This is a genomic window from Streptococcus gallinaceus, assembly GCF_040545695.1.
Lineage (GTDB): Bacteria > Bacillota > Bacilli > Lactobacillales > Streptococcaceae > Streptococcus > Streptococcus gallinaceus.
In genome coordinates this window covers 149,077-169,210 of the sequence record NZ_JBEPMK010000006.1, presented here as the reverse complement: position 1 = coordinate 169,210, position 20,134 = coordinate 149,077, and the positions used below count along the sequence as shown (strand labels likewise).

At 37.7% G+C, this 20,134-nt stretch carries 19 protein-coding genes and 3 tRNA genes; 4 read left to right on the top strand and 18 right to left on the bottom strand.

The window, feature by feature from the left end:
• Positions 1 to 117: 117 nt before the first annotated feature.
• The 17 genes from ABID27_RS08810 to ABID27_RS08730 all read right to left on the bottom strand — a co-directional run bounded on the left by ABID27_RS08810 (position 118) and on the right by ABID27_RS08730 (position 18,309).
• Positions 118 to 600 carry a sigma-70 RNA polymerase sigma factor region 4 domain-containing protein gene (locus ABID27_RS08810; protein ID WP_354281624.1) on the bottom strand — a complete coding sequence of 161 codons (483 nt, stop codon included), beginning with the start codon at positions 598 to 600 and terminating at the stop codon, positions 118 to 120.
• A 115-nt stretch (positions 601 to 715) separates the two neighbouring features.
• Positions 716 to 2,680 carry an ATP-dependent zinc metalloprotease FtsH gene (gene ftsH / locus ABID27_RS08805; protein ID WP_354281622.1) on the bottom strand — a complete coding sequence of 655 codons (1,965 nt, stop codon included), beginning with the start codon at positions 2,678 to 2,680 and terminating at the stop codon, positions 716 to 718.
• A gap of 19 nt (positions 2,681 to 2,699) precedes the next feature.
• Positions 2,700 to 3,242 carry a hypoxanthine phosphoribosyltransferase gene (hpt, locus tag ABID27_RS08800; RefSeq protein ID WP_253364532.1) on the bottom strand — a complete coding sequence of 181 codons (543 nt, stop codon included), beginning with the start codon at positions 3,240 to 3,242 and terminating at the stop codon, positions 2,700 to 2,702.
• Between the two features lie 8 nt (positions 3,243 to 3,250).
• The gene (gene tilS, locus ABID27_RS08795) at positions 3,251 to 4,522 is read right to left on the bottom strand and encodes a tRNA lysidine(34) synthetase TilS (protein WP_354281620.1); all 1,272 of its coding nucleotides are present in this window, start codon (positions 4,520 to 4,522) and stop codon (positions 3,251 to 3,253) included.
• A complete protein-coding gene (locus tag ABID27_RS08790; RefSeq protein ID WP_253364536.1) occupies positions 4,523 to 5,806 on the bottom strand; it encodes a serine hydrolase in 1,284 nt (427 codons plus the stop codon).
• Between the two features lie 16 nt (positions 5,807 to 5,822).
• Positions 5,823 to 5,930: an SP_0009 family protein gene (locus ABID27_RS08785; protein WP_253364538.1), complete on the bottom strand. Its 108-nt coding sequence runs from the start codon at positions 5,928 to 5,930 to the stop codon at positions 5,823 to 5,825.
• Complete coding sequence (locus ABID27_RS08780; protein WP_253364540.1) at positions 5,927 to 6,298, bottom strand: FtsB family cell division protein; 372 nt, start codon at positions 6,296 to 6,298, stop codon at positions 5,927 to 5,929. Before ABID27_RS08780 ends, ABID27_RS08785 begins: the two co-directional genes overlap by 4 nt.
• A complete protein-coding gene (locus tag ABID27_RS08775; protein WP_253364542.1) occupies positions 6,285 to 6,557 on the bottom strand; it encodes an RNA-binding S4 domain-containing protein in 273 nt (90 codons plus the stop codon). The genes ABID27_RS08780 and ABID27_RS08775 overlap by 14 nt, the downstream gene beginning before the upstream one ends.
• 42 nt (positions 6,558 to 6,599) lie before the next feature.
• Positions 6,600 to 10,100 (bottom strand): transcription-repair coupling factor, encoded by a 3,501-nt coding sequence (gene mfd, locus ABID27_RS08770; RefSeq protein WP_354281617.1) that lies wholly within the window; start codon positions 10,098 to 10,100, stop codon positions 6,600 to 6,602.
• 2 nt (positions 10,101 to 10,102) lie between these two features.
• Complete coding sequence (gene pth / locus ABID27_RS08765; RefSeq protein ID WP_354281615.1) at positions 10,103 to 10,672, bottom strand: aminoacyl-tRNA hydrolase; 570 nt, start codon at positions 10,670 to 10,672, stop codon at positions 10,103 to 10,105.
• Positions 10,673 to 10,744: 72 nt separating this feature from the next.
• Positions 10,745 to 11,860: a redox-regulated ATPase YchF gene (ychF, locus tag ABID27_RS08760; protein WP_253364548.1), complete on the bottom strand. Its 1,116-nt coding sequence runs from the start codon at positions 11,858 to 11,860 to the stop codon at positions 10,745 to 10,747.
• Between the two features lie 223 nt (positions 11,861 to 12,083).
• Positions 12,084 to 12,965, bottom strand: a complete 882-nt coding sequence (locus ABID27_RS08755; RefSeq protein WP_354281612.1) for a diacylglycerol/lipid kinase family protein — start codon at positions 12,963 to 12,965, stop codon at positions 12,084 to 12,086.
• 56 nt (positions 12,966 to 13,021) lie between these two features.
• On the bottom strand, positions 13,022 to 13,234 hold the full coding sequence (locus ABID27_RS08750; RefSeq protein WP_253364565.1) for a DUF951 domain-containing protein: 213 nt from the start codon (positions 13,232 to 13,234) through the stop codon (positions 13,022 to 13,024).
• Between the two features lie 195 nt (positions 13,235 to 13,429).
• On the bottom strand, positions 13,430 to 14,566 hold the full coding sequence (gene dnaN / locus ABID27_RS08745) for a DNA polymerase III subunit beta (RefSeq protein WP_253364567.1): 1,137 nt from the start codon (positions 14,564 to 14,566) through the stop codon (positions 13,430 to 13,432).
• 152 nt (positions 14,567 to 14,718) lie between these two features.
• The gene (gene dnaA / locus ABID27_RS08740; protein ID WP_354281610.1) at positions 14,719 to 16,095 is read right to left on the bottom strand and encodes a chromosomal replication initiator protein DnaA; all 1,377 of its coding nucleotides are present in this window, start codon (positions 16,093 to 16,095) and stop codon (positions 14,719 to 14,721) included.
• 203 nt (positions 16,096 to 16,298) lie between these two features.
• Positions 16,299 to 17,057, bottom strand: a complete 759-nt coding sequence (locus ABID27_RS08735) for a ParB/RepB/Spo0J family partition protein (RefSeq protein ID WP_354281608.1) — start codon at positions 17,055 to 17,057, stop codon at positions 16,299 to 16,301.
• A 67-nt stretch (positions 17,058 to 17,124) separates the two neighbouring features.
• On the bottom strand, positions 17,125 to 18,309 hold the full coding sequence (locus tag ABID27_RS08730; protein WP_354281606.1) for a S1C family serine protease: 1,185 nt from the start codon (positions 18,307 to 18,309) through the stop codon (positions 17,125 to 17,127).
• 182 nt (positions 18,310 to 18,491) lie between these two features.
• On the opposite strand from ABID27_RS08730, the gene rlmH reads away from it, so the two are divergent.
• Both rlmH and ABID27_RS08720 read left to right on the top strand, forming a co-directional pair.
• Positions 18,492 to 18,971 (top strand): 23S rRNA (pseudouridine(1915)-N(3))-methyltransferase RlmH, encoded by a 480-nt coding sequence (rlmH, locus tag ABID27_RS08725; protein ID WP_253364573.1) that lies wholly within the window; start codon positions 18,492 to 18,494, stop codon positions 18,969 to 18,971.
• A gap of 26 nt (positions 18,972 to 18,997) precedes the next feature.
• A complete protein-coding gene (locus tag ABID27_RS08720) occupies positions 18,998 to 19,687 on the top strand; it encodes a YoaK family protein (RefSeq protein ID WP_253364575.1) in 690 nt (229 codons plus the stop codon).
• Positions 19,688 to 19,758: 71 nt separating this feature from the next.
• Here ABID27_RS08720 and ABID27_RS08715 read toward each other — a convergent pair.
• Positions 19,759 to 19,832 (bottom strand) — tRNA-Arg (locus tag ABID27_RS08715).
• Positions 19,833 to 19,950: 118 nt separating this feature from the next.
• Between ABID27_RS08715 and ABID27_RS08710 the strand changes: the two genes are divergently transcribed.
• Both ABID27_RS08710 and ABID27_RS08705 read left to right on the top strand, forming a co-directional pair.
• Positions 19,951 to 20,022: transfer RNA gene (locus ABID27_RS08710), tRNA-Glu, on the top strand.
• 5 nt (positions 20,023 to 20,027) lie between these two features.
• Positions 20,028 to 20,100: transfer RNA gene (locus ABID27_RS08705), tRNA-Asn, on the top strand.
• Positions 20,101 to 20,134: the final 34 nt, after the last annotated feature.

Here is a 20,134-nt window from a genome sequence, read left to right as displayed (position 1 = left end):
TTAGAAACTTTTTTCATGACCGCCGCCCCTCACGAGACAACTTAATTAGTATATCAGACTACCTCACTACTGTCAACACTGTTTTTGACTTTTTTCATTATTTTTTCATCTTTTTTTCTACAACTCTCGAAAATCCTCTAAATACTGTGATAAACGCCGCTCCATCTCCTTCCGTCCCTTAAACCGTTCCCCGCTTAATAGCTTTTGATAAAGCTCTTCTCCTTCTCTGCCTAAACTAGCTTTAAATTGTCTTAATTGACCACGTAGTGCAACTAAATCATCATTCATTAGCCCCTTACTGCTAATACGGTGGCTAATCTCACTCACTTCTTCATAGGGCATCCGGTCAAACTGACGCTTTTGGCTTTCTTGTTTACGAAGTTTATCTTTGATGTAATTTCCGAACCGTACTTTAAAGTAGACCAATAGACGTTCTTGGTGAGATGCTTTGCTTAGCTCTGGGTGGCGATGAAGAAGCTCATATAAGTTTAGCATCCCCTCTTGTTCCCAATCCGATAACTCCCAACCACGTAACACATATTGTTTCCGATATTTTAACACGATTCCTCTGACCTTCTTGTATAAAGCTTCAAATTCCATATCCTACGACTCCTTTATGTTCCTTGTTTACATAAAGTATATAATACATATGGAATAACGTACATGTCATACTTGTCATCCTGCTACAAAAAAGAACAGCAATAAGCTGTTCTTCTTAATCTAGTTTCGATTTGACTTCATCATAGGATAAAGGATGTGGTTCCTCGTTATCTGACTTTTCAGCAGGCATATGACCTGTTTCGTACAAGGACTTAATTTGCACGCTATCCAGCGTTTCATGCTCTAACAACGCCTCTGCTATCAATTTATGCACCTCGCGATGCTCTTGGATGATCGAGGATGCTTTGTTGCGAGCTTCATTGAGTAACTCACGTACTTCAACATCTAGTTCATATGCGGTCTGTTCAGAAATATGCTTTTGAGTAGTGTATTGTCCAAACATTGCATGACTTCCTTCATACTGCATCGGACCCATTTTTTCACTCATACCATATTCGGCAACCATAGCACGAGCCATTTGTGTAGCTTGTTCGAAGTCGTTAGATGCGCCTGTTGTCTGGGCATTGAAAATAATTTCCTCAGCAACACGGCCACCCATGAGGCCTGCCAATTGCTCTTTCATATCTTCTTTTGAAAGTAGCATTTGATCTTCTTTGGGTAAGGCAATCATGTAACCACCTGCACGACCACGTGGGACAATTGTAACCTTATGAACTTCACGTGCGTTTGAAAGAACAAGTCCAACAATTGTATGTCCTGCTTCGTGATAGGCCACCATTTCACGTTCTTTTTGTGAAATTGTACGATCTTTTTTAGATGGACCAGCAATGACACGATCTTCAGCTTCATCAATATCAGAAGCATCAATAACTGTTTTATTGCGACGAGCTGCAACGAGAGCCGCTTCATTCAATACATTTTCAAGATCGGCACCCACAAAACCTGGTGTTTGTTGAGCGACCAATTTCAAATCCACATCTTCAGCTAATGGTTTGTTTTTAGCATGAACTTTAAGAATCGCTTCACGGCCTTTCACATCTGGACGACCAACAAGGACTTTACGGTCAAAACGCCCTGGACGTAAGAGAGCTGGGTCTAACACATCACTACGGTTGGTAGCAGCAATAACAATAATTCCTTCATTCCCTTCAAATCCATCCATTTCAATAAGGAGTTGGTTAAGAGTTTGCTCGCGCTCATCATTTCCTCCGCCCATACCGACACCACGTTGGCGACCAACAGCATCAATCTCATCGATGAAAATAATGGCTGGAGCAGATTTTTTAGCATCTTCAAAAAGAGAACGAACACGGCTAGCACCGACACCAACAAACATCTCAACAAAGTCAGAACCTGAAATAGAAAAGAATGGTACTCCGGCTTCACCAGCTACTGCTTTTGCAAGGAGTGTTTTACCTGTTCCAGGAGGGCCTTCTAACAAGACACCTGCCGGAATACGTGCACCCAATTTAGTGAATCGTTTTGGATCTTTCAAGAACTCAACAACTTCTACTAGTTCTTGTTTTTCTTCTTCGGCACCTGCAACATCTGAGAAACGAACTTTAATGTTATTTTTCTCAAGAGCTTTGGCTTTGTTACGACCAAAGTTCATAGCTCCACGGGCACCTCCGCCACCGCCTTGATTCATCATCATGAAAAAGACTACCATGACAAGACCAAGAGGAAGCAGATTGATTAGAAGATTGAACCACAGACTATTTGAACTTTCTGGTTTAACCGTAACTTTGACATTGTGTTTTTCAGCTAAAGTTTGAAGATTTGAAATAGTCGAATCTGATGCTAATATAATAGAAGAAAACTTCTTGTAAGTTGCTTTTTCACTAACAGAAAATAGTCGAATTGTACTTGATAAATCACTTTTTTCTGTCACTGCTTTTTCATACGTACCAGTGATTTGAATAACACTACTATTTGGCTGATAAGTAATATCCTTAACATTCCCATCTTGCAATGCTTTGGCAACTTGTGAATAGCTGATTTCTTGTGTTGAAACTTGGCTACCCGCCTTCATGAATTGGTATCCAGTAATGACAGTTGCAATCAATAGAATAATGAGAAAAGGATTTCGAATAAATCCTTTATTGGGTTGTTTGTTCATAAACTCTAGTTACCTTTTTCTAGTTTGAGTAGACTTCCTCTTTTAGAACTCCTACATAGGGTAAGTTACGATAGTTTTCTTTGAAGTCTAGACCAAATCCAACTACAAATTCATTTGGAATTGTAAAACATGTGTAGTCTGCATCGATATCAACGACACGACCTTCTGGTTTATCCAACATCGTCACAATACGAAGTGATTTCGCACGGCGCAGTTCAAACAATTCTTTCAATTCTTTCAATGTACGGCCTGTATCAATAATATCTTCAACAAAGATAACATCACGTCCTGCCACATCAGCGTCAATGTCTTTGATAATTTTGATAGTCCCGCTACTTTCAGTACCCCCATGGTAACTAGACACAACCATGAACTCCATTTCTAAATGGGTATCAATGTGTTTCACTAGTTCCGCCATGAATGGGATTGATCCTTTCAAAATACCAATTAAGAGAGGATTTTTATCTTTATAATCTTCTGTTAGCTGCTTTCCTAAAATCGCACTCTGAGCTGCAATTTCCTCGTGAGTAATCAAAACTTTTTTGATGTCTTTTTCCAACATAATCGAATTTACACTTTCATTTTTATATATAATGTAACATTTATTGTATCATTTTTAGTAGATTTACTCAAATCACTAGCAACGATATTTGCAATTCCATAGATATTTTCACATTGTTCTACTATGGTTGCTTTTTGTCGCTTTTCTTGTGGGATTTTTTCGTCTATAAAATAGCGACGAAGCTTTTTACGAACACCATTTAACAAAATTTTATCCCCTGCTTGTCGTGAACGAAGGATAATAGGAAATTCCTTTTTTAAATAGAGAATTTGTTGCGTACCTTCTAATGGAACATCTACTCCTATCACCAAATCCTTATAATGATAAATTCCTTCTGATTTTATCACTAAATGATGGTAGTTTTCATCCGTCTCGGGTATGATTTTGGTGATTGAAAATTCTGTTTCTGTTTTCAATAAATAATAACCATTTTTCAAAAAGTGCTGATACGTTTTCTTACTTTGAAGAATAGCTAGTACTTCTCGAAATTGAGTTTTTGTTAACTGCAAGTCTGGAAATTGAGCTACGTACTCTTGCAACAAAAAATACTGAACAGCTGGTGTTTGGTTAAGAAATTCTTGACAGTTTGTAACGGTAATTTCATTTGTCAAATCGCGCAAGGCGGTGAACAGCTGCATGGTCTCGTCACCCAGCTCTATCAGAGCAGTAGAAAATCTAGGATTTTCCTTTTCTAAGAGTGGAAGATAGGTGTTTCGAACACGATTTCGAAAATAATGCTGACTGGCATTACTACTGTCTTCAAAATGGAAAATATCTGCTAAATCTGACTTTTTAAAAGACAGAAGGGGACGAATCAACTGTCCTGCACCAAATGGTTGAACGGCCTCTATGCCCTCTAGATTCCGTAAGATATTTCCTCGAAGAATCCGCATAAAAATAGTCTCTGCCTGATCATCTGCATGGTGCGCCGTCACCAGTGCCGTATAATCTTCCTGTATCATGATTTTTTTAAAAAATTCGTACCGAAATTCTCGAGCCTTGGCTTCGCTAAATTTTTCAGAAAAATAATCGACAAAAAACGGAATTCCAAACTCCCTAGCTAATGATGCTAGATACCTTTCCTCCTCTTGAGACTCAGGACGCTGCTGATGATTCACGTGAATCATTCCCAATTCAATATTCAAGTCATGGCGTAAATCAAAAAGCAGATGAAAAAGATTAAGAGAATCTTTTCCACCTGATACAGCTACTAAAACCTTTGCGTGTTGGTCAAAAAAATGGTTCTTTTCTACCACTTTTAAAAAATCTGTTTTTTTCATTTATTTCAAAATATCGTAAATGTCCTTGGCAATTTGTGAAATTGTATCATAATCAGATTTATCCGTAAAAATCGACAAGATAAATGGTGAATCTGTGTAGACAATTGCGACATCATGCTTCACATCATAAGCATCACCAATTTTATGAGAAATCTTTGTAGGAATATCCTTGGCAATTCGTTGGTCATCAAAATTTGTTCCTGTTAAACTTTGGAGAGCGTAACCATTTTGATAATAGATGGCTTCCATCATAAGTCCCGCCATCTTGCTACTTGCCAAACGAGTCTGCATATCCCACTTTTCTTTGGTAATATTTGTAATCTCTGAATAGAATGCTTCATCAAATTGATCTGTTAGGTAGTAGGCTAGCAAGTTACTCGCTGCATTATCAGAATACTTAGCGGTTAGGTCCATCAACTGATCAATTCGATAATGCTTATTATCCGCAATTTTAGATAGGGATCCGCTACCTTCTGGACTATAACTGCCTTTAAAACTTGTCACCTTGTCAATATATTGTAAACCTTGTTGTAAATTATATTGTCCTTTATCAACTTGTTTTTGACTATAGTAAAGGACAGGTAGTTTAGAAATACTGGCCGCATACATCTGCTTATCTGCGTTGATTGCGGCTTCCTTCTCTGTCGATAATTGTTTTACATAGATGGAGAATTTATCAGATTGATAACGTTGATCTAGCAGTTTTTGAACGGATTCTATGCGATTATCTTCTTCAGAAAGTTGCTTTAATTTTATCCACCCAACACCCGAAATCTTGGCAAATGTATCCCAATGACTGCTGATAATCTCTGTGGCTACAACTGATTGATAAGGGTTCAAGTTTGTCGCTAATTTTCGAGCTTGATTTTCTATTGGACTAGAGTAAACTGTAAAGTTATCTGTCAACCAATAATCTCGTTGTACAGTTTCTTGCTGAACAATCACATCATCATAAATTACCTCAGTATCTGCAAGTATATAATTTCCATTGCTCAATTGAAAAACCTGTTTATTCTGATTATTTACAAGAATAGATTGGATTTGAAAGGTTTGGTTTGGACGAATAGTTGCTTCTTCAACTGTCAACTCTTTGTCAACATAAGTTTGGATTTCTTTAGTGACATTAGGATTCGTTGGAATTTCAGTAAACTGGGGCTGGTAGGACATGCTGGTCAGTTGGTAGGCTTCTTCATTAGTCAATTCTACAGATAGTTCTGTGCTGACTACCTGGTTACTGATAAAAAAGATTGGCAATATCCAAAAAAGCAGTTCTTTTCGCAGCATATTTCCTCCTTTCCACTTACTCTTCTTCCAAATTTAGTGTTCGATTCTTCTCTGAAAGTTCTTCTAGCTTCTGATCTGAATGTGACAAGAACTTTTCAACGATTTCTAAAATATTGTCTGTCATTTTGGTAATAGTCCTGGGATGTTGTAAACAAACTCTCCCTCTTTTGAAAACTGGTATTTTGCACGGACATACTTAGCTGCAAAATCCTTGTCTTTCAGTTTAGTAACAAGTGAAGATTCTATTTTTTCATCCGCAGCCAATTTGTCGTATTGCTTTTGCAAGTCAACCAATTGTTGCTCCTTCTCTTTCAATGTATGATAGGTCTGCACCAAATTATAGGTTGGCAAAACAAACAGAAAGACAACCAGAATAAGGATAGATCCCATAAAACGATTTTTTTGACGATTTTCATCCTGTTTTTGCTGACTTTTACTTTTTTGTGACTGAATATAGTCATTATTGAGCTGTAAAACTTTAGATTTCTTCATTGTTTTCAATCCTTGTTTCATTGATGATTTCATACATTTTCTCAGCGTCTTCTTTTTTAGTACTGTCTTTCATTTCAAGTACTTTTACAATCAGCAATTTGTTACCGAAACGAATTTCAATCGTATCATTTAGTTTGACATCTGTTGATGATTTGGCCAAAACTCCGTTGATTTTAATTCTCCCTTTATCTGCCACTTCCTTCGCAATTGTGCGGCGTTTGATAATCCGGGAAACTTTCAGATATTTATCTAGTCTCATATTTTCACCTCATTTCTCTATTCTATCACTTTTAACCGTTTTTTACAGTTTATTCTCTTTGGAAAGCTTTATTTCAAGCATTTTTTCGGCAAATTTCATCAATTCTTCTAGAATTTCAAAATCTTTTTTCTTCCGAATATCAAAAATTAACTGCATCCGTCCACTATTTTCTGCTATTCTTGCTTTAAGATTGACAAGCGAGAGCGCTTGGAAATAGTCCTGGGTCAAGAATATCTGTCCTGCTCGTGCCTCAAAGTTGACAAGAATTTGGTTCTGTTTTCTGATCATTGTTTCTGTGAACATTTGGTCTGCAAAATACTTCAGCAGGCTTATTTCTAGCAGATAGGCCACTACATCTGGATACTCACCAAATCGATCTATCAACTCATCTTGAAGATACTGATAATTGACACGACTGTCAATCTCTTTGATTTTCTTGTAGATTTCAATTTTTTGACGTTGGTCTGAAATATAATCAGATGGTAGATAGGCATCAATCTGTAAATTCAATTCAGCATTCGATTTTTCACGTATTTTTTGTTTGCCTTGTTTGACTAAAATAGCTTCTTCCAGCAACTGAGAATACAATTCATATCCGACCGAATCAATAAATCCACTCTGGGCAGCACCGAGTATGTTACCAGCACCTCGAATTGATAAATCTTGCATGGCAATTTTAAAGCCCGAACCAAGTTCTGTAAAACCTTTTATGGCTTCCAGTCTTTTCTCAGAAATTTCCGTCAGGCTCTTATCTGGACGATACATGAGATAGGCATAGGCAATCCGATTGGACCTTCCAACCCTACCACGAAGTTGATACAAGGTTGACAGACCTATATGATCCGCATTTTCAATAAACAGCGTATTGGCATTTGGAATATCGACACCTGTCTCAATAATTGTTGTGGTAACTAAAATGTCATACTCGCCTTCTACAAAGGAAAATAAGGTATTCTCTAATTGGATTTCTGACATCTGACCATGAACAAATCCTATACTTGCTTCAGGAATCAGTTCTTTTAGCTCTGAAACTTTTTGCTCGATAGTGTCAACTTTGTTGTAAAGGTAGTAAATTTGTCCTCCGCGATCCATTTCCCTTAGTACCGCATCTCGTATAACAGTAGGATTTGTTTCTAAAACGTAAGTTTGGACAGGATAGCGATTGGTCGGTGGCGTTTCAATAACTGACAAATCTCGAATTCCTAGCATCGACATGTGCAGAGTACGAGGAATTGGAGTAGCAGTTAATGTCAATACGTCCACTCGTTTTTTCAACTCTTTCAAACTCTCTTTATGCTTGACACCAAATCGCTGTTCTTCGTCAATAATTAAGAGTCCTAAATCAGCAAACTCAACGTCTTTAGACAAGATTCTATGGGTTCCAATCAGAATATCTACGCGACCCTTTTTAAGATTTTCCAACGTTTTTGTCTGCTCTGCCTTAGTCCTAAATCGACTCAATACATCAACATTTACAGGGAATTCTGAAAAACGTTCTAAGAAGTTTGCATAGTGTTGTTGTGCCAAAACTGTTGTCGGTACCAAAATAGCAACTTGCTTTCCATCGTTGACTGCTTTGAAAGCTGCTCGCATGGCTACTTCTGTCTTACCAAATCCAACATCTCCGACTAAAAGACGATCCATAGGAGCAGGCTTTTCCATGTCTTTTTTGATTTCGTCAATCGAACGAAGCTGGTCCTCAGTCTCTGCATAAGCAAAATGATTATCGAACTCTTCTTGATTGGTATCATCTTCCGAAAAAGCAAAGCCCTTTAATTGGCTACGCTCTGCATACAATTGGATTAAATCATCTGCAATGTCCTCAACTTGTTTTTGAACTTTTTGCCGTGTCCGTTGGAATCGTCCATCATTTAATTTATTGACTTTAGGAGTTTTTCCGTCCGAAGAGGTGTATTTTGACAGCAAGTCAATCTGATCAATCGGCAAAGAAATACGATCTGAATTTTGATACTGAATCGTTAGATAATCACGATGAATTCCTGAAATTTCAATCGTTTCAATTCCTAAAAATTGACCGATTCCATGAACATGATGGACAACATAATCTCCTTTTTCGAGCTCATTGTAATCCTTTAATCGCTCAGCATTGGAAATATTTTTCCTTCGAATTTTTCTTTTAATCTTTTTATGAAAAATTTCATGTTCTGTAATAATCGCAATTTTTTCATCTAAAAAATGAAAACCTGAACTTAAATTCCCAAAACTAATCTGACTCTTACCTGGTTCTAGATGGTTAGGGTCTGTAAAGGGAATTGTGATTTGGTATTCTTGTAAAGTTTTTTGTAAATTTTGTAAACTAGCTTCATTCTCCGTTTGAAGAATCAAAGTATAACCCGATTTTTCAAATCGTCTAATTTCTTCCTGCAATAAAGGAATTTGATTAAAGAATTCCTGCATTGGATGCTGATTAAATTGATAAATTGCATCAAATTTAAGGTTTCCTAATCCCTTTTGAAAAGTTGAAAAGAAGGTAGCTGGCTTATAGGTCCGTAGTTCTTGATAGGGGGCTGCAAAGTATTCTAGACTAGAAATGGATTTACTGTTTTGTAAATCTTGTGTCAATAGTTCCATTGCTTCTTTTTCAAAAAAAGCGTAACTATCCATTGACTTATGAAAATCATCAAAAAAGATAGGTGTATGCGCTGGTAAATAGTCTAACAGGGTCCATTTTTGCTCATAGAAGAAAGAACGAAATTTCCTACTATCTGGATGACGATATTGAGTTTGAAAATCTGCTAAAACCTCCTTCAAATAAGAAATCTGTGTCTCATTATTAACATGTTGAATCGCACTTTCTACTTTTTGACTGGCACGCTCAAAATCTTCACTAGAAAAAATCAACTCTGATGCTGGACTGATGAGAATACTGTCAACATTTTGTAAAGATATCTGTTTTTCTACATCAAATATCCGTAGCCCATCAATTTCATCACCAAAAAATTCAATCCGATAAGGCTGCTCACTGTTGATTTCGTAGATGTCTAAAATATCTCCACGAATGCTAAATTCACCCTGACTTAGGACTCTGGATGTTTTTTTATAGCCTATTTGCAACAGTTTTTTTACAACGCTGTCAACTTCTTCTTCTTGATTTACTTCGAGAGAGAAGATTGATTCTTGGTAGGTTTCTTTTTGGGGCAATAAAATGCGAAATGCAGCAATATTGACAACCAATATCCCTGTTTTTCCTTTATCACATAAAAAATTCAAGGCTTCAACTCTGGCCTGTGTCCGGTCTTTTGAGGTAAAGACAAATTCAGCAATTGGACTATCATCTGTAAAGAAGTTGTAAATGTACTCCTGCTCTAATAAATTTGTCAACTCATTACTGAGCTTATCCGCCTCATTTTGAGTTGCAGTAACAACAACCAGCTTATAGTCAACCTGCTCAAAGGCTGATACAATCGCTAAGGCCTTACTACTTCCAGAAAGTCCAGTTATCAATTGACGACTTGACTTATTTAGGTTAGCCTGCCATGTCATCATTTGTTTATTTTGGCTAATTAAATCAATGATATTCATGCTTATCCATTAAACTTTCTCATGACAACATCAAAGTCATCTTCTTGTAAATAAAACTTGATAGCTTGGTCAACTTTTTCCAATGTTTGATCAATCGTAATGGCATCATCTCCATGAAACTTACTCATGACATGATCAATGACGGACATTTTTCCTTGAGGACGACCGATTCCAACCTTGACACGATCAAATTCTTGGCTACCAATATGGGCGATAATTGACTTGATACCATTATGACCACCAGCAGAGCCTTTTTGACGAAAACGAAGTTTGCCAACTTCCATATCAAGGTCATCATAAATGACCAACAAATCACTTGAATCTAATCCATAGTAGGACAGCAAGGCATGAACTGCTTCACCTGATTTATTCATAAAAGTGGTTGGCTTGATAAAATAGACCTTCTCACCATTGAGAAAAGCAGAGCCAATTTCAGCTTTGAAAATTTTATCTTCTGTAAATTTAATGTCAAGTTCCTTTGCAATTCTGTCAATTGCCATAAAACCAATATTGTGTTTTGTTTCCTTGTACTTTGATCCTGGATTTCCAAGACCTACAATCATTTTTACCATACTCTTCCTTTCTCAAATAAAGCCAAAAGGGCTGGAAATAACTTTCCAACCTCCTATGACTATTCTAGATTCTTATACGTTAAAGCGGAATTCCATGATGTCTCCATCTTGGACCACATACTCTTTTCCTTCTTCGCGAAGGCGTCCTGCTTCTTTTACAGCTTTTTCAGACCCGTACTGCATCAAGTCATCATAACTCATGGTGACCGCACGGATAAAGCCGCGTTCAAAGTCAGAGTGAATGATTCCTGCTGCTTGTGGTGCTTTGATGCCGCGTTTAAAGGTCCATGCACGCACTTCTTTTTCACCAGCTGTAAAGTAAGTACCAAGGCCAAGCAAGTGATAGGCAGCACGCGTCAATTTATCGACACCGGATTCTGTCAAACCAATCGCTTCCAAGAATTCTGCCTTATCTTCGTCATCCAACTCCGAAATTTCTTCCTCGGCACGCGCTGAGATAACAACAACTTCTGCATTTTCTGTCGCGGCAAAATCACGGATTTGCTGTACATAGTCAATACTATCTGGATCTGCTACCTTATCTTCATCGACATTGGCCACATAAAGAACGGGTTTTGTTGTTAGAAGGAACAGACCTTTCACAACTGTTTGCTCTTCTGGAGTGAATTCTAATATCCGAGCTGATTTACCATCTTCAAGAACTGGCTTGATTTTTTGAAGAACATTAAATTCAGCAAGCGAGTCTTTGTCTTTTTGAGTACGCGCCATTTTCTCAACACGCGCATACCGTTTATTCACCGACTCCAAGTCTGCTAAAATCAATTCTAAATTGATGGTATCAATATCTGCCAACGGGTCAACAAATGCGTCTTCACGTCCTTGTTCACGCATGACATTTTCATCGTCAAACGCACGAACCACATGGACAATCGCATCTACTTCACGAATGTTGGCCAAGAATTTATTTCCGAGTCCTTCACCTTTTGATGCTCCTTTGACGATACCTGCGATATCTGTAAACTCAAAAGTGGTTGGGACAGTTTTTTTAGGTGTGATTAGTTCGGTTAATTTTTGTAAACGTTCGTCAGGCACTTCGACGATACCAACGTTTGGTTCAATGGTTGCAAAGGGATAGTTAGCAGCCTCTGCACCTGCCTTTGTAATTGCGTTAAATAGGGTTGATTTACCAACGTTTGGCAAACCGACGATACCTGCTGTTAAGGCCATTCTTCTAGTCTCCGTTCAAAATATTCAATCATTACAATTATAGCAAAAAAATAGAAAAAAAGCTTGCTGAATAGCAAGCTAATTAAAATATGAACGATGAAAAATATTCCCAACTATTCATTGGCTGTTCAATATTTTTTCTACCTCACGTCTGATTTTTTCCCTAAAACTAACTCAGCTAGTTTGACCAAGTTACCCCAATAACCTGAGGTTGCGTCTTATTTCAGAGATAAATTTTCCGTTTTTGGGCTTTTAATGTTAGCTCACGGCTAGAGATAATTTCTCCATCAACCTCAACGATACTTTCTCTAGGTATCTTGATGTGAGCTGTTTCTAGCACCTCATGTTGGAGATAAGAAGACTGCTGATGTTGTTTAAAGACCAGTGTCAATAGGATAGCCAGTCGCTTCCAGAAGGTTTCTCCTTTTGCGTAAATCATGTGCAATTGAGAATCATAGACAGTCGCAGTCGGCCAAATCATAATCCCACCACCAAAATAAGTATTATTGGCAACTGAGAAAAAGTAAACATGATCCAACTCAAGTATTTCCTGATTATTTTTTTGAATCTTCACGCTAGCGACTGGATTTTTAAGCAAAGATAAAATAGCAATAAAAATATAAGTCAACTTGCCTAAATATAAGCGATTGAGGAGACGTTTTAATGTTGAATGAGCCGCTTCATTGACCACCCAGGCTGCAAATCCGAGGTCTAAGCTATTTAATAAAATTCCCTCTTCAGCTGCAAAAATCGTAATTTCTCGCGTATTTCCTGCTTCTATATTGGCAATAGTGGCTGCTAAATCTGGTAACTGCAAGGCACGCGCAAAATCATTTCCTGACCCAACTGGGTAATAGGAAAAAGGAATGTTCTGAGGAAGATGGTAGAGAACTTTTGAAAGAGTTCCATCACCACCAATCACCAGAAAAGTATCTCCTTCTTGCCAAGTCTGCAAAGCCAATTGAACTTGATTTTTTTCATCATTGGGACAAGTTGTAAAGAAAATTTTCTTTTCGAGATGAGGATAGTTGACTTGAATTTCTTCCACAATGTCAACAGCTAGCTGCGCTCCTGCATGTGGATTTGCAATAATATAGACTGTCATAATGGGGTTATTATAACAAAAAAAGACTTCCAACGGAAATCTTTCTAATTTATGTTTTATTTTGAATTAACATCATCCTTCAATACTTTTTTCAAGCGTTTTTCAAAATCATGCCGACTCATCATGACCAAGTGATCACAGTTGGTACAGCGAATCTTGATATCTGCTCCCAAGCGCTTCACTTCCCACTCATTGGCTTTTTTCCCAGTAGACTTTATCGTACAAGCATGAGGCTTTTTCATCTCTACAAGACTTCCTAGTTGATACATGATTTCTTCCTCCTACCTAACTGATTATAACAAAAAGAGAGTGGGACAAAAATTGTGATTTCATAGAAATCAATTTTGTCGTCCCACCTCCGCACAGTTGACTAGATTAGTCGAAACTCCTTGTGTAACAAGGGAGAAGAACCTTCAGTCAACCACTACGCTAAAATAATAAAATTTTGTCCTAAGTTCCTATTCTTAGTTCGTACGAACTGGTGTAATCAATTGCACTAAGTCATTTGTCTCATTATTTGGTACCAAAGTAAATGGACGTACAGGCGAGATAAAGCTGACTTTAACTTGGTCGCTATCAATAGCTTTCAATGCTTCAATCAGATAAGTTGGGTTAAAGCTAATGACCAAATCATCTCCTACAACTTCTAAGGTATCTAATTCTTCATTAACACGTCCCACTTCTGGTGAATTTACGTGAGCCGATACCAGCTGATTGACGATTTCTAATTTTACAGTTCCATTTTGTGTTGCATTTGACAAAAGACGAGCACGTTCCATCGCTTGTCGCAGGTTAGCTGTATCAAAAATAGCAATCGTATTAAATTCTTTTGGAATCAAGCGGTCTGTATCAGGATAGCTTCCTTCTAGCAAACGTGTGTAGAAGCTAATATGCTCGCTACGGAATAACATTTGGTTATTTGAGAAGAATACTTCTACGGTTTCAATATCGTCTGTAAAAACAGCTGCAAATTCGCGTAGAGAGCGACTTGGGATTACAACATCAAAATTGTCACCGGCTTTTTCCAAAGTTAGTTTACGTTGGCTCATACGGTGAGAATCTGTCGCTACTGTTTTAAGAGCTGTATTTTCTGTCAAGACAAAATGCACACCTGTTAAGATAGGACGACTTTCTTGCGTTGAGGCTGCAAAGGCTGTTTCATTGATTGTTTGTTTCAACACTTTTGTTTCCAATACCAATGGACTAGAAGTTGGAACTTCTTGCAAACGTGGATATTGCTCTGCTTCTTTTCCTTTTAGGGTAATCTCTGATTTACCACTTGTCAAAACGACTTGCTTTTGCTCAATTTCTTTAAAATCAAGAACGAGGTCTGGTAGGCTGGATACGACATTGATGAAGAAGCCAGCTTCTAACAGAATAGAACCTGTTGTCGAAATCAAGAGACCTGCATTTTCATCCTGAACAGAAATGAAGTTTTCAATCGAAATTTGACCATTAGAACCTGTCAATGTAATTCCTTCTTTATGAACATCAATTTTTACAGTTGATAAAACAGGAATAGCATTTTTATGACTGATAGCTCTTTTGGTAATATTTAAAGCCTGTAGAAAAATAGTTTTGTTAATTGAAAATTGAATCATGAATTCTCCTTTATTTATGGTTGTTAAGGTTAATAGTAATAGTAGTGTCTGTGAAATCTGTGGAAAAGTGTACTAAGCCCACTAATAGCAAGAAAAATGACTTGTTCACAATTTGTGGAAAAGTCGGTCTATTTTTCAAGAATTATCCACAACTACCGAATCTTGTTCCGAATGGTGCTAATTTCAATCTCTAGATTTTCATCATCAAGCAACATTGTTTTTATCTTATTGTAAGCATGCATCACCGTTGTATGGTCTCGATTACCAAATTCTTTCCCGATTTTTGGAAGCGAGTTATCGGTCATTTCACGCGCTAGATACATGGCGACCTGACGGGCATGAACGATGTTTGCAACACGTTTAGCACCTTTTAATTCCTTGACGCTAATTCCGTAGAAATTTCCGACCTCTGCCTGAATTTTGTCAATAGGGATGACCATATTTTGAGGGCTAGTTTGTTTTCGTGAACGAATGGCCTCTGCTGCTACATCAACTGTAATCGTTGTTAATTGTCGCAGCGTTGCGATGAGATGGATATCTTTTAGAGCTCCTTCAAGGTCACGGACATTGGAGTCAAATTGACCAGCTAGATAGGCTAAAGTATCGTCGGCAAAGGTGTAGGGATAATCTTCACATTTATTACGCAAGATAGCAATTCGAGTTTCAAAATCTGGCGGTGTAATCTCACTCGTTAAGCCCCACTTAAAGCGCGTGACAAGGCGTTCTTCCAGATTTTCTAGGTGATCAGGATTGCGGTCACTCGTCAGAACAATTTGCTTACTCTTATCGTGCAAGGCATTAAAGGTATTGAAAAATTCTTCCTGTGTCGTCGCCTTGTTACTGAGAGACTGAATATCATCAATCAGCAATAAATCTAGGTTACGATAGGTATTCTTGAAAGCCTCCATTTTATTGAGGCGAAGATGCTCCAAGAAATCATTGATAAATGTTTCAGAAGCCACATACTTAATGCGAGCATTCGGATTATTTTGTAAAACCTTATTTCCGATAGCATTGAGCAAGTGCGTTTTTCCAAGCCCGGGTCCTCCAAAGATAAAGAGAGGATTATAAAGTTCCCCAAGATTATCTGAAACAGCTAATGCTGCAGCTTTTGCCCATTGATTGTTATCACCTTGCACAAAATTTTCAAATTGATATTGTGGTTTGATATCAGAATGAACGGGTTGAACAATCGGCTGGTTATTTTGCTGCTCAGGGAGGATGACTTGGACGACAGGCGTTGCTACTGGTTGGCTTTCCAGCTGACTGTCGTTTGGTAGTTCAAAGACATACTGGACTTCTAGAGGTGCATTGTATACTTCAAAACCAGCTGTTAGGAGAATATCATTGAGATTTTTCTCCCAAAAATATTGCTTCACCGAGCTATCTAAAAAGATAGTTGCTGTTGAGCCACTAATTTGAACCAATCGTGCTTCTGAAATGTAAAAATCATATGCTGCTTGATTGAGATTCAAATGTTCTTTGGCTAATTGGATAATTCGATCCCAAAATAATTGTTCAGGATTCATACTTGCCCCCCTTTCTTTTCATTTTTGGTTCTTCTAGTTTATCACAAAATCAAAAAGTTTTCCACAAGATAAAAAGTTTTTCACACTGTTTATAAAAGTTTTCCACAGAATGTGAATAAACAAATAAAAAGCCAGTATGATTGGCTTTTTCGGGCTGATTTATTGTGTATAAAACTGTTTATACGGATTTTTTCTCCACAGGCTTATTTTAAGCTTTGGATAATTCTTTCCAATTCTTCACTAGTTGAAAAGGAAATAGTCAGACTTCCCTGTCCGTTTTTTTGCTGTTTGATTTTTACAGCTGTACCTAGTTTTTTTCTAAGTTCTTTTTCCTCTTCCTGAATGAAGAGATTTTGTTTTGCAACTTTTTTTTCTTTTTTTTCAGCCAAGAGCTGCTCTAATTTTCTAACACTGATATCGGAGGCAGTTAGCTTGTCTAGCCACTCAAGTTGGCTTTTTTCATCAAGAGGAATGAGCAAGCGAGCATGTCCTTGGGATAGCTTCCCATTCTCTACTGCATCAATCAATGCCTGAGAAAGATTAAGCAGGCGGAGTATATTTGTGATGTAAGGCCGTGATTTTCCCATGATTTGAGCAATTTCATCATGAGTGAGCCCTTTTTGGAGGAGTTTTTGATAAGAACGGGCTTCTTCAATGGGATTGAGATCAGCTCGCTGCAAGTTTTCGATAATGGACTGATAAAGCATATCCGTATCTGACAATTCTTTGACAACTGCTGGAATGGTTTCAATTCCTGCTAGTTTGCTAGCTCGCCATCGTCGTTCTCCAGCTAGAAGCTCATAGCCAAAAATAGCTGATTTTCGAACGATGATGGGTTGAATGAGTCCATTTTCTCGGATAGATTGAGCTAGTTCAGCTAGTTTTTCATCATCAAAATGCAATCTGGGCTGATAAGGATTTGGTGTAATATCAGTTAATGAGAGGTATTCAAGTGCTTCCATAAAGCTTATTCTAGCAAAAAAAATGTAACTTTACAATATTGTAAAGTTACATTGACAATATTGACAGCTAATTTGAAGAAAGTTCTTCAGTAGATTTTGTCAAGTTAATCTTGACAGTTGCTTCTTTTCCATTGCGTACATAGGTGATGGTGATAGTATCTCCAATTGCATGTTTGTAAAGAGCACTCTGAAGGTCACTAGTTGTCGAGATAGCAGTGTCATTGATTTTGGTAATGACGTCGTATTTTTCCAGTTTTCCATCAGCTGGAAGTCCTGATTGAGTTGAAATGACGAGAACACCTGATTTGACTTTGCTGTCTGACAAACCAGCAGTTTGCATCTGACTTGTAGATAGATCCGTTACATTTGCCATTTTAATTCCAAGTGCTGGGCGAGTAACTTTCCCGTTCTTTTCTAGTTGGTTGATGATTTGAACGGCATCATTTGCGGGGATTGCAAATCCCATTCCTTCGACAGAGACGCTAGAGCTAGATGTAGTAATTTTACTTGATGTGATACCGATGACTTGACCTTCAATATTGATCAGAGGGCCGCCAGAATTCCCTGGGTTGATAGCTGTATCGGTTTGGATAGCATTGGTTGAGATAGTTTGGCCATCTTCAGATTTTGAAGTGACGGTGCGGCTGAGACTGGAGACAATTCCTTGTGTAACAGAATTTGCATAAGTTGTACCAAGAGGGCTACCGATTGCAATAGCTGTTTCCCCTACATTGATAGAGTCGGAATCAGCAAATTTTGCTACAGTAGAAACCTTGTCGGCCGTAACTTTAATAACAGCGATATCAGAATATGTATCAGCTCCAACCAGTTCGCCACTAATTTTTTCACCAGAGGCAAGTTGGATATCAATTTTTTGTGCGTTTGCAATGACGTGATTATTGGTTACGATATAAGCGTATTTACCGTCTTTTTTATAAATCACACCGGATCCTTCACTAGCAACAGAAAGCTCATCAGAAGCTTCATTATTTGTCCCGAAAATCGACTCAGTATTGTTCTTATTAGCTTGGTAATTGATGACTGAGACAACTGCATCTTGTACTGTTTTTACAGCTTTTGTCACAGACGTCTGATTGTCATAGGTTACATTGCTAACTGAGGTAGATTTACTTGTGGTCGCAGTGCTAGTATTGGTAGTGGCTGGCTGCAAGAGAGGATAAACCAGCATTCCTGCAAGTCCTCCTAGAAAACCGACGACAAAAATAATAGCAAGTTTTATGTATTTTTTCATGGAAATCCTCCTTATTACTTACCTGTATCTTAATTCTATTTTCTTAATTATAACTTAAATCTTTCAAAAATCAATCCACAACCTGTGGATAACTTTTGTGGATATGTGAATAATCTGCTGATTTATCCCCTATTTATCAGAATCTATTTTAAAACTTCTTGTGGATATGTTACAATGTATTCATGAAAATAAAAGTCATCACCGTTGGAAAATTAAAAGAAAAATATCTCAAGGATGGTATTGCTGAATATAGCAAGCGGCTGTCTCGTTTTACCAAATTAGAATTGATTGAGCTAGTGGACGAAAAAACGCCGGATAAAGCTAGCCAAGCTGAAAACGAGCAAATTCTTGAGAAGGAAGCGCAACGTATCATGGGAAAAATTGCGGATCGTGATTATGTCATTGCCTTAGCAATTGAAGGAGAGCAGTTTCCGTCAGAAAAATTCAGCCAAATCTTGTCGGATATTACCGTCAGAGGTTTTTCAGACATTACATTTGTCATTGGAGGAAGTTTGGGATTAGCTCCGATTGTCAAAAAACGGGCTAATCTTTTGATGAGTTTTGGAAAGTTGACCCTGCCCCATCAGCTAATGAAATTAGTTTTAGTTGAGCAAATTTATCGAGCTTTCATGATTCAACAGGGAAGTCCTTATCATAAGTAGTTTCACGTGAAACGAGAAAAGTAGAGATGTCAAAAAAGAAAAATTATCGTATCTTTGAAGGATTGCGAATTGCCACTTGTTTGACCTTTGTGAGTGGTTTTCTCAATGCTTTTACATTTATTACACAAGGAGGCCGTTTTGCAGGCATTCAATCTGGGAATGTCGTTTATATGGCTTTTTATCTGGCCAAAGGGCAGATACATCAGGCTTTTCAATTTTTAGTCCCAATCGCATTTTTTGCTTTAGGTCAGTGTTTTACCTATTTGATGCGGAAGTATTTTGTAAAAAATAAGTGGCCGTGGCATTTGAGTAGCAGCCTTGTTATTTTAGGTTTAGTCTTACTAGCTTGTGTATTGAACCCTATTTTAGGTCCATCTATGACCATCGCTATACTTGCTTTTGTAGCCTCTATTCAGGTAGAAAGTTTCCGTAATATCCGAGGCCTTCCTTATGCAAATGTTATGATGACTGGTAATGTTAAGAATGCAGCTCATCTTTGTTTTAAGGGGGTGGTTGAACAAGATGCTCAATTAAGAAAAAAAGGCTATCACATCCTTTTAATCATTCTTACATTTATGCTGGGAGTGTATCTAGCTACGATTTTGGTTGATTGTTTTCAAGAAGATGCTCTTCTATTTTGCCTTCTTCCTTTATCCTATACCAGTTTTCAACTTTGGAAAGAAAAAAGGATAGGACAAAAATCGGTTGTTTCGTAGGAGTATATCTTGGCTATAGTTCCATAAAAAAAATGAAAAAGCTGAGAAATATTTTCCCAGCTTTTTTATAATGATTCCAGCAGGATTCGAACCTGCGACCGTTCGCTTAGAAGGCGAATGCTCTATCCAGCTGAGCTATGGAACCTACTCAACTCCACTATTCTACCTTAAAGAAAATAAAATGTCAAGATATCACAAAATTCTAGAAAAAAACGGTTGACAAAAAAAGAAGGCTATATTATACTAGATATTGTCTTGTTTATGGTCCGTTGGTCAAGGGGTTAAGACACCGCCTTTTCACGGCGGTAACACGGGTTCGAATCCCGTACGGACTATATCTTCCGCCATAGCTCAGTTGGTAGAGCGCATGACTGTTAATCATGATGTCACAGGTTCGAGCCCTGTTGGCGGAGTATTCAAACGTCGAATTTACGGCGTTTTTTTATT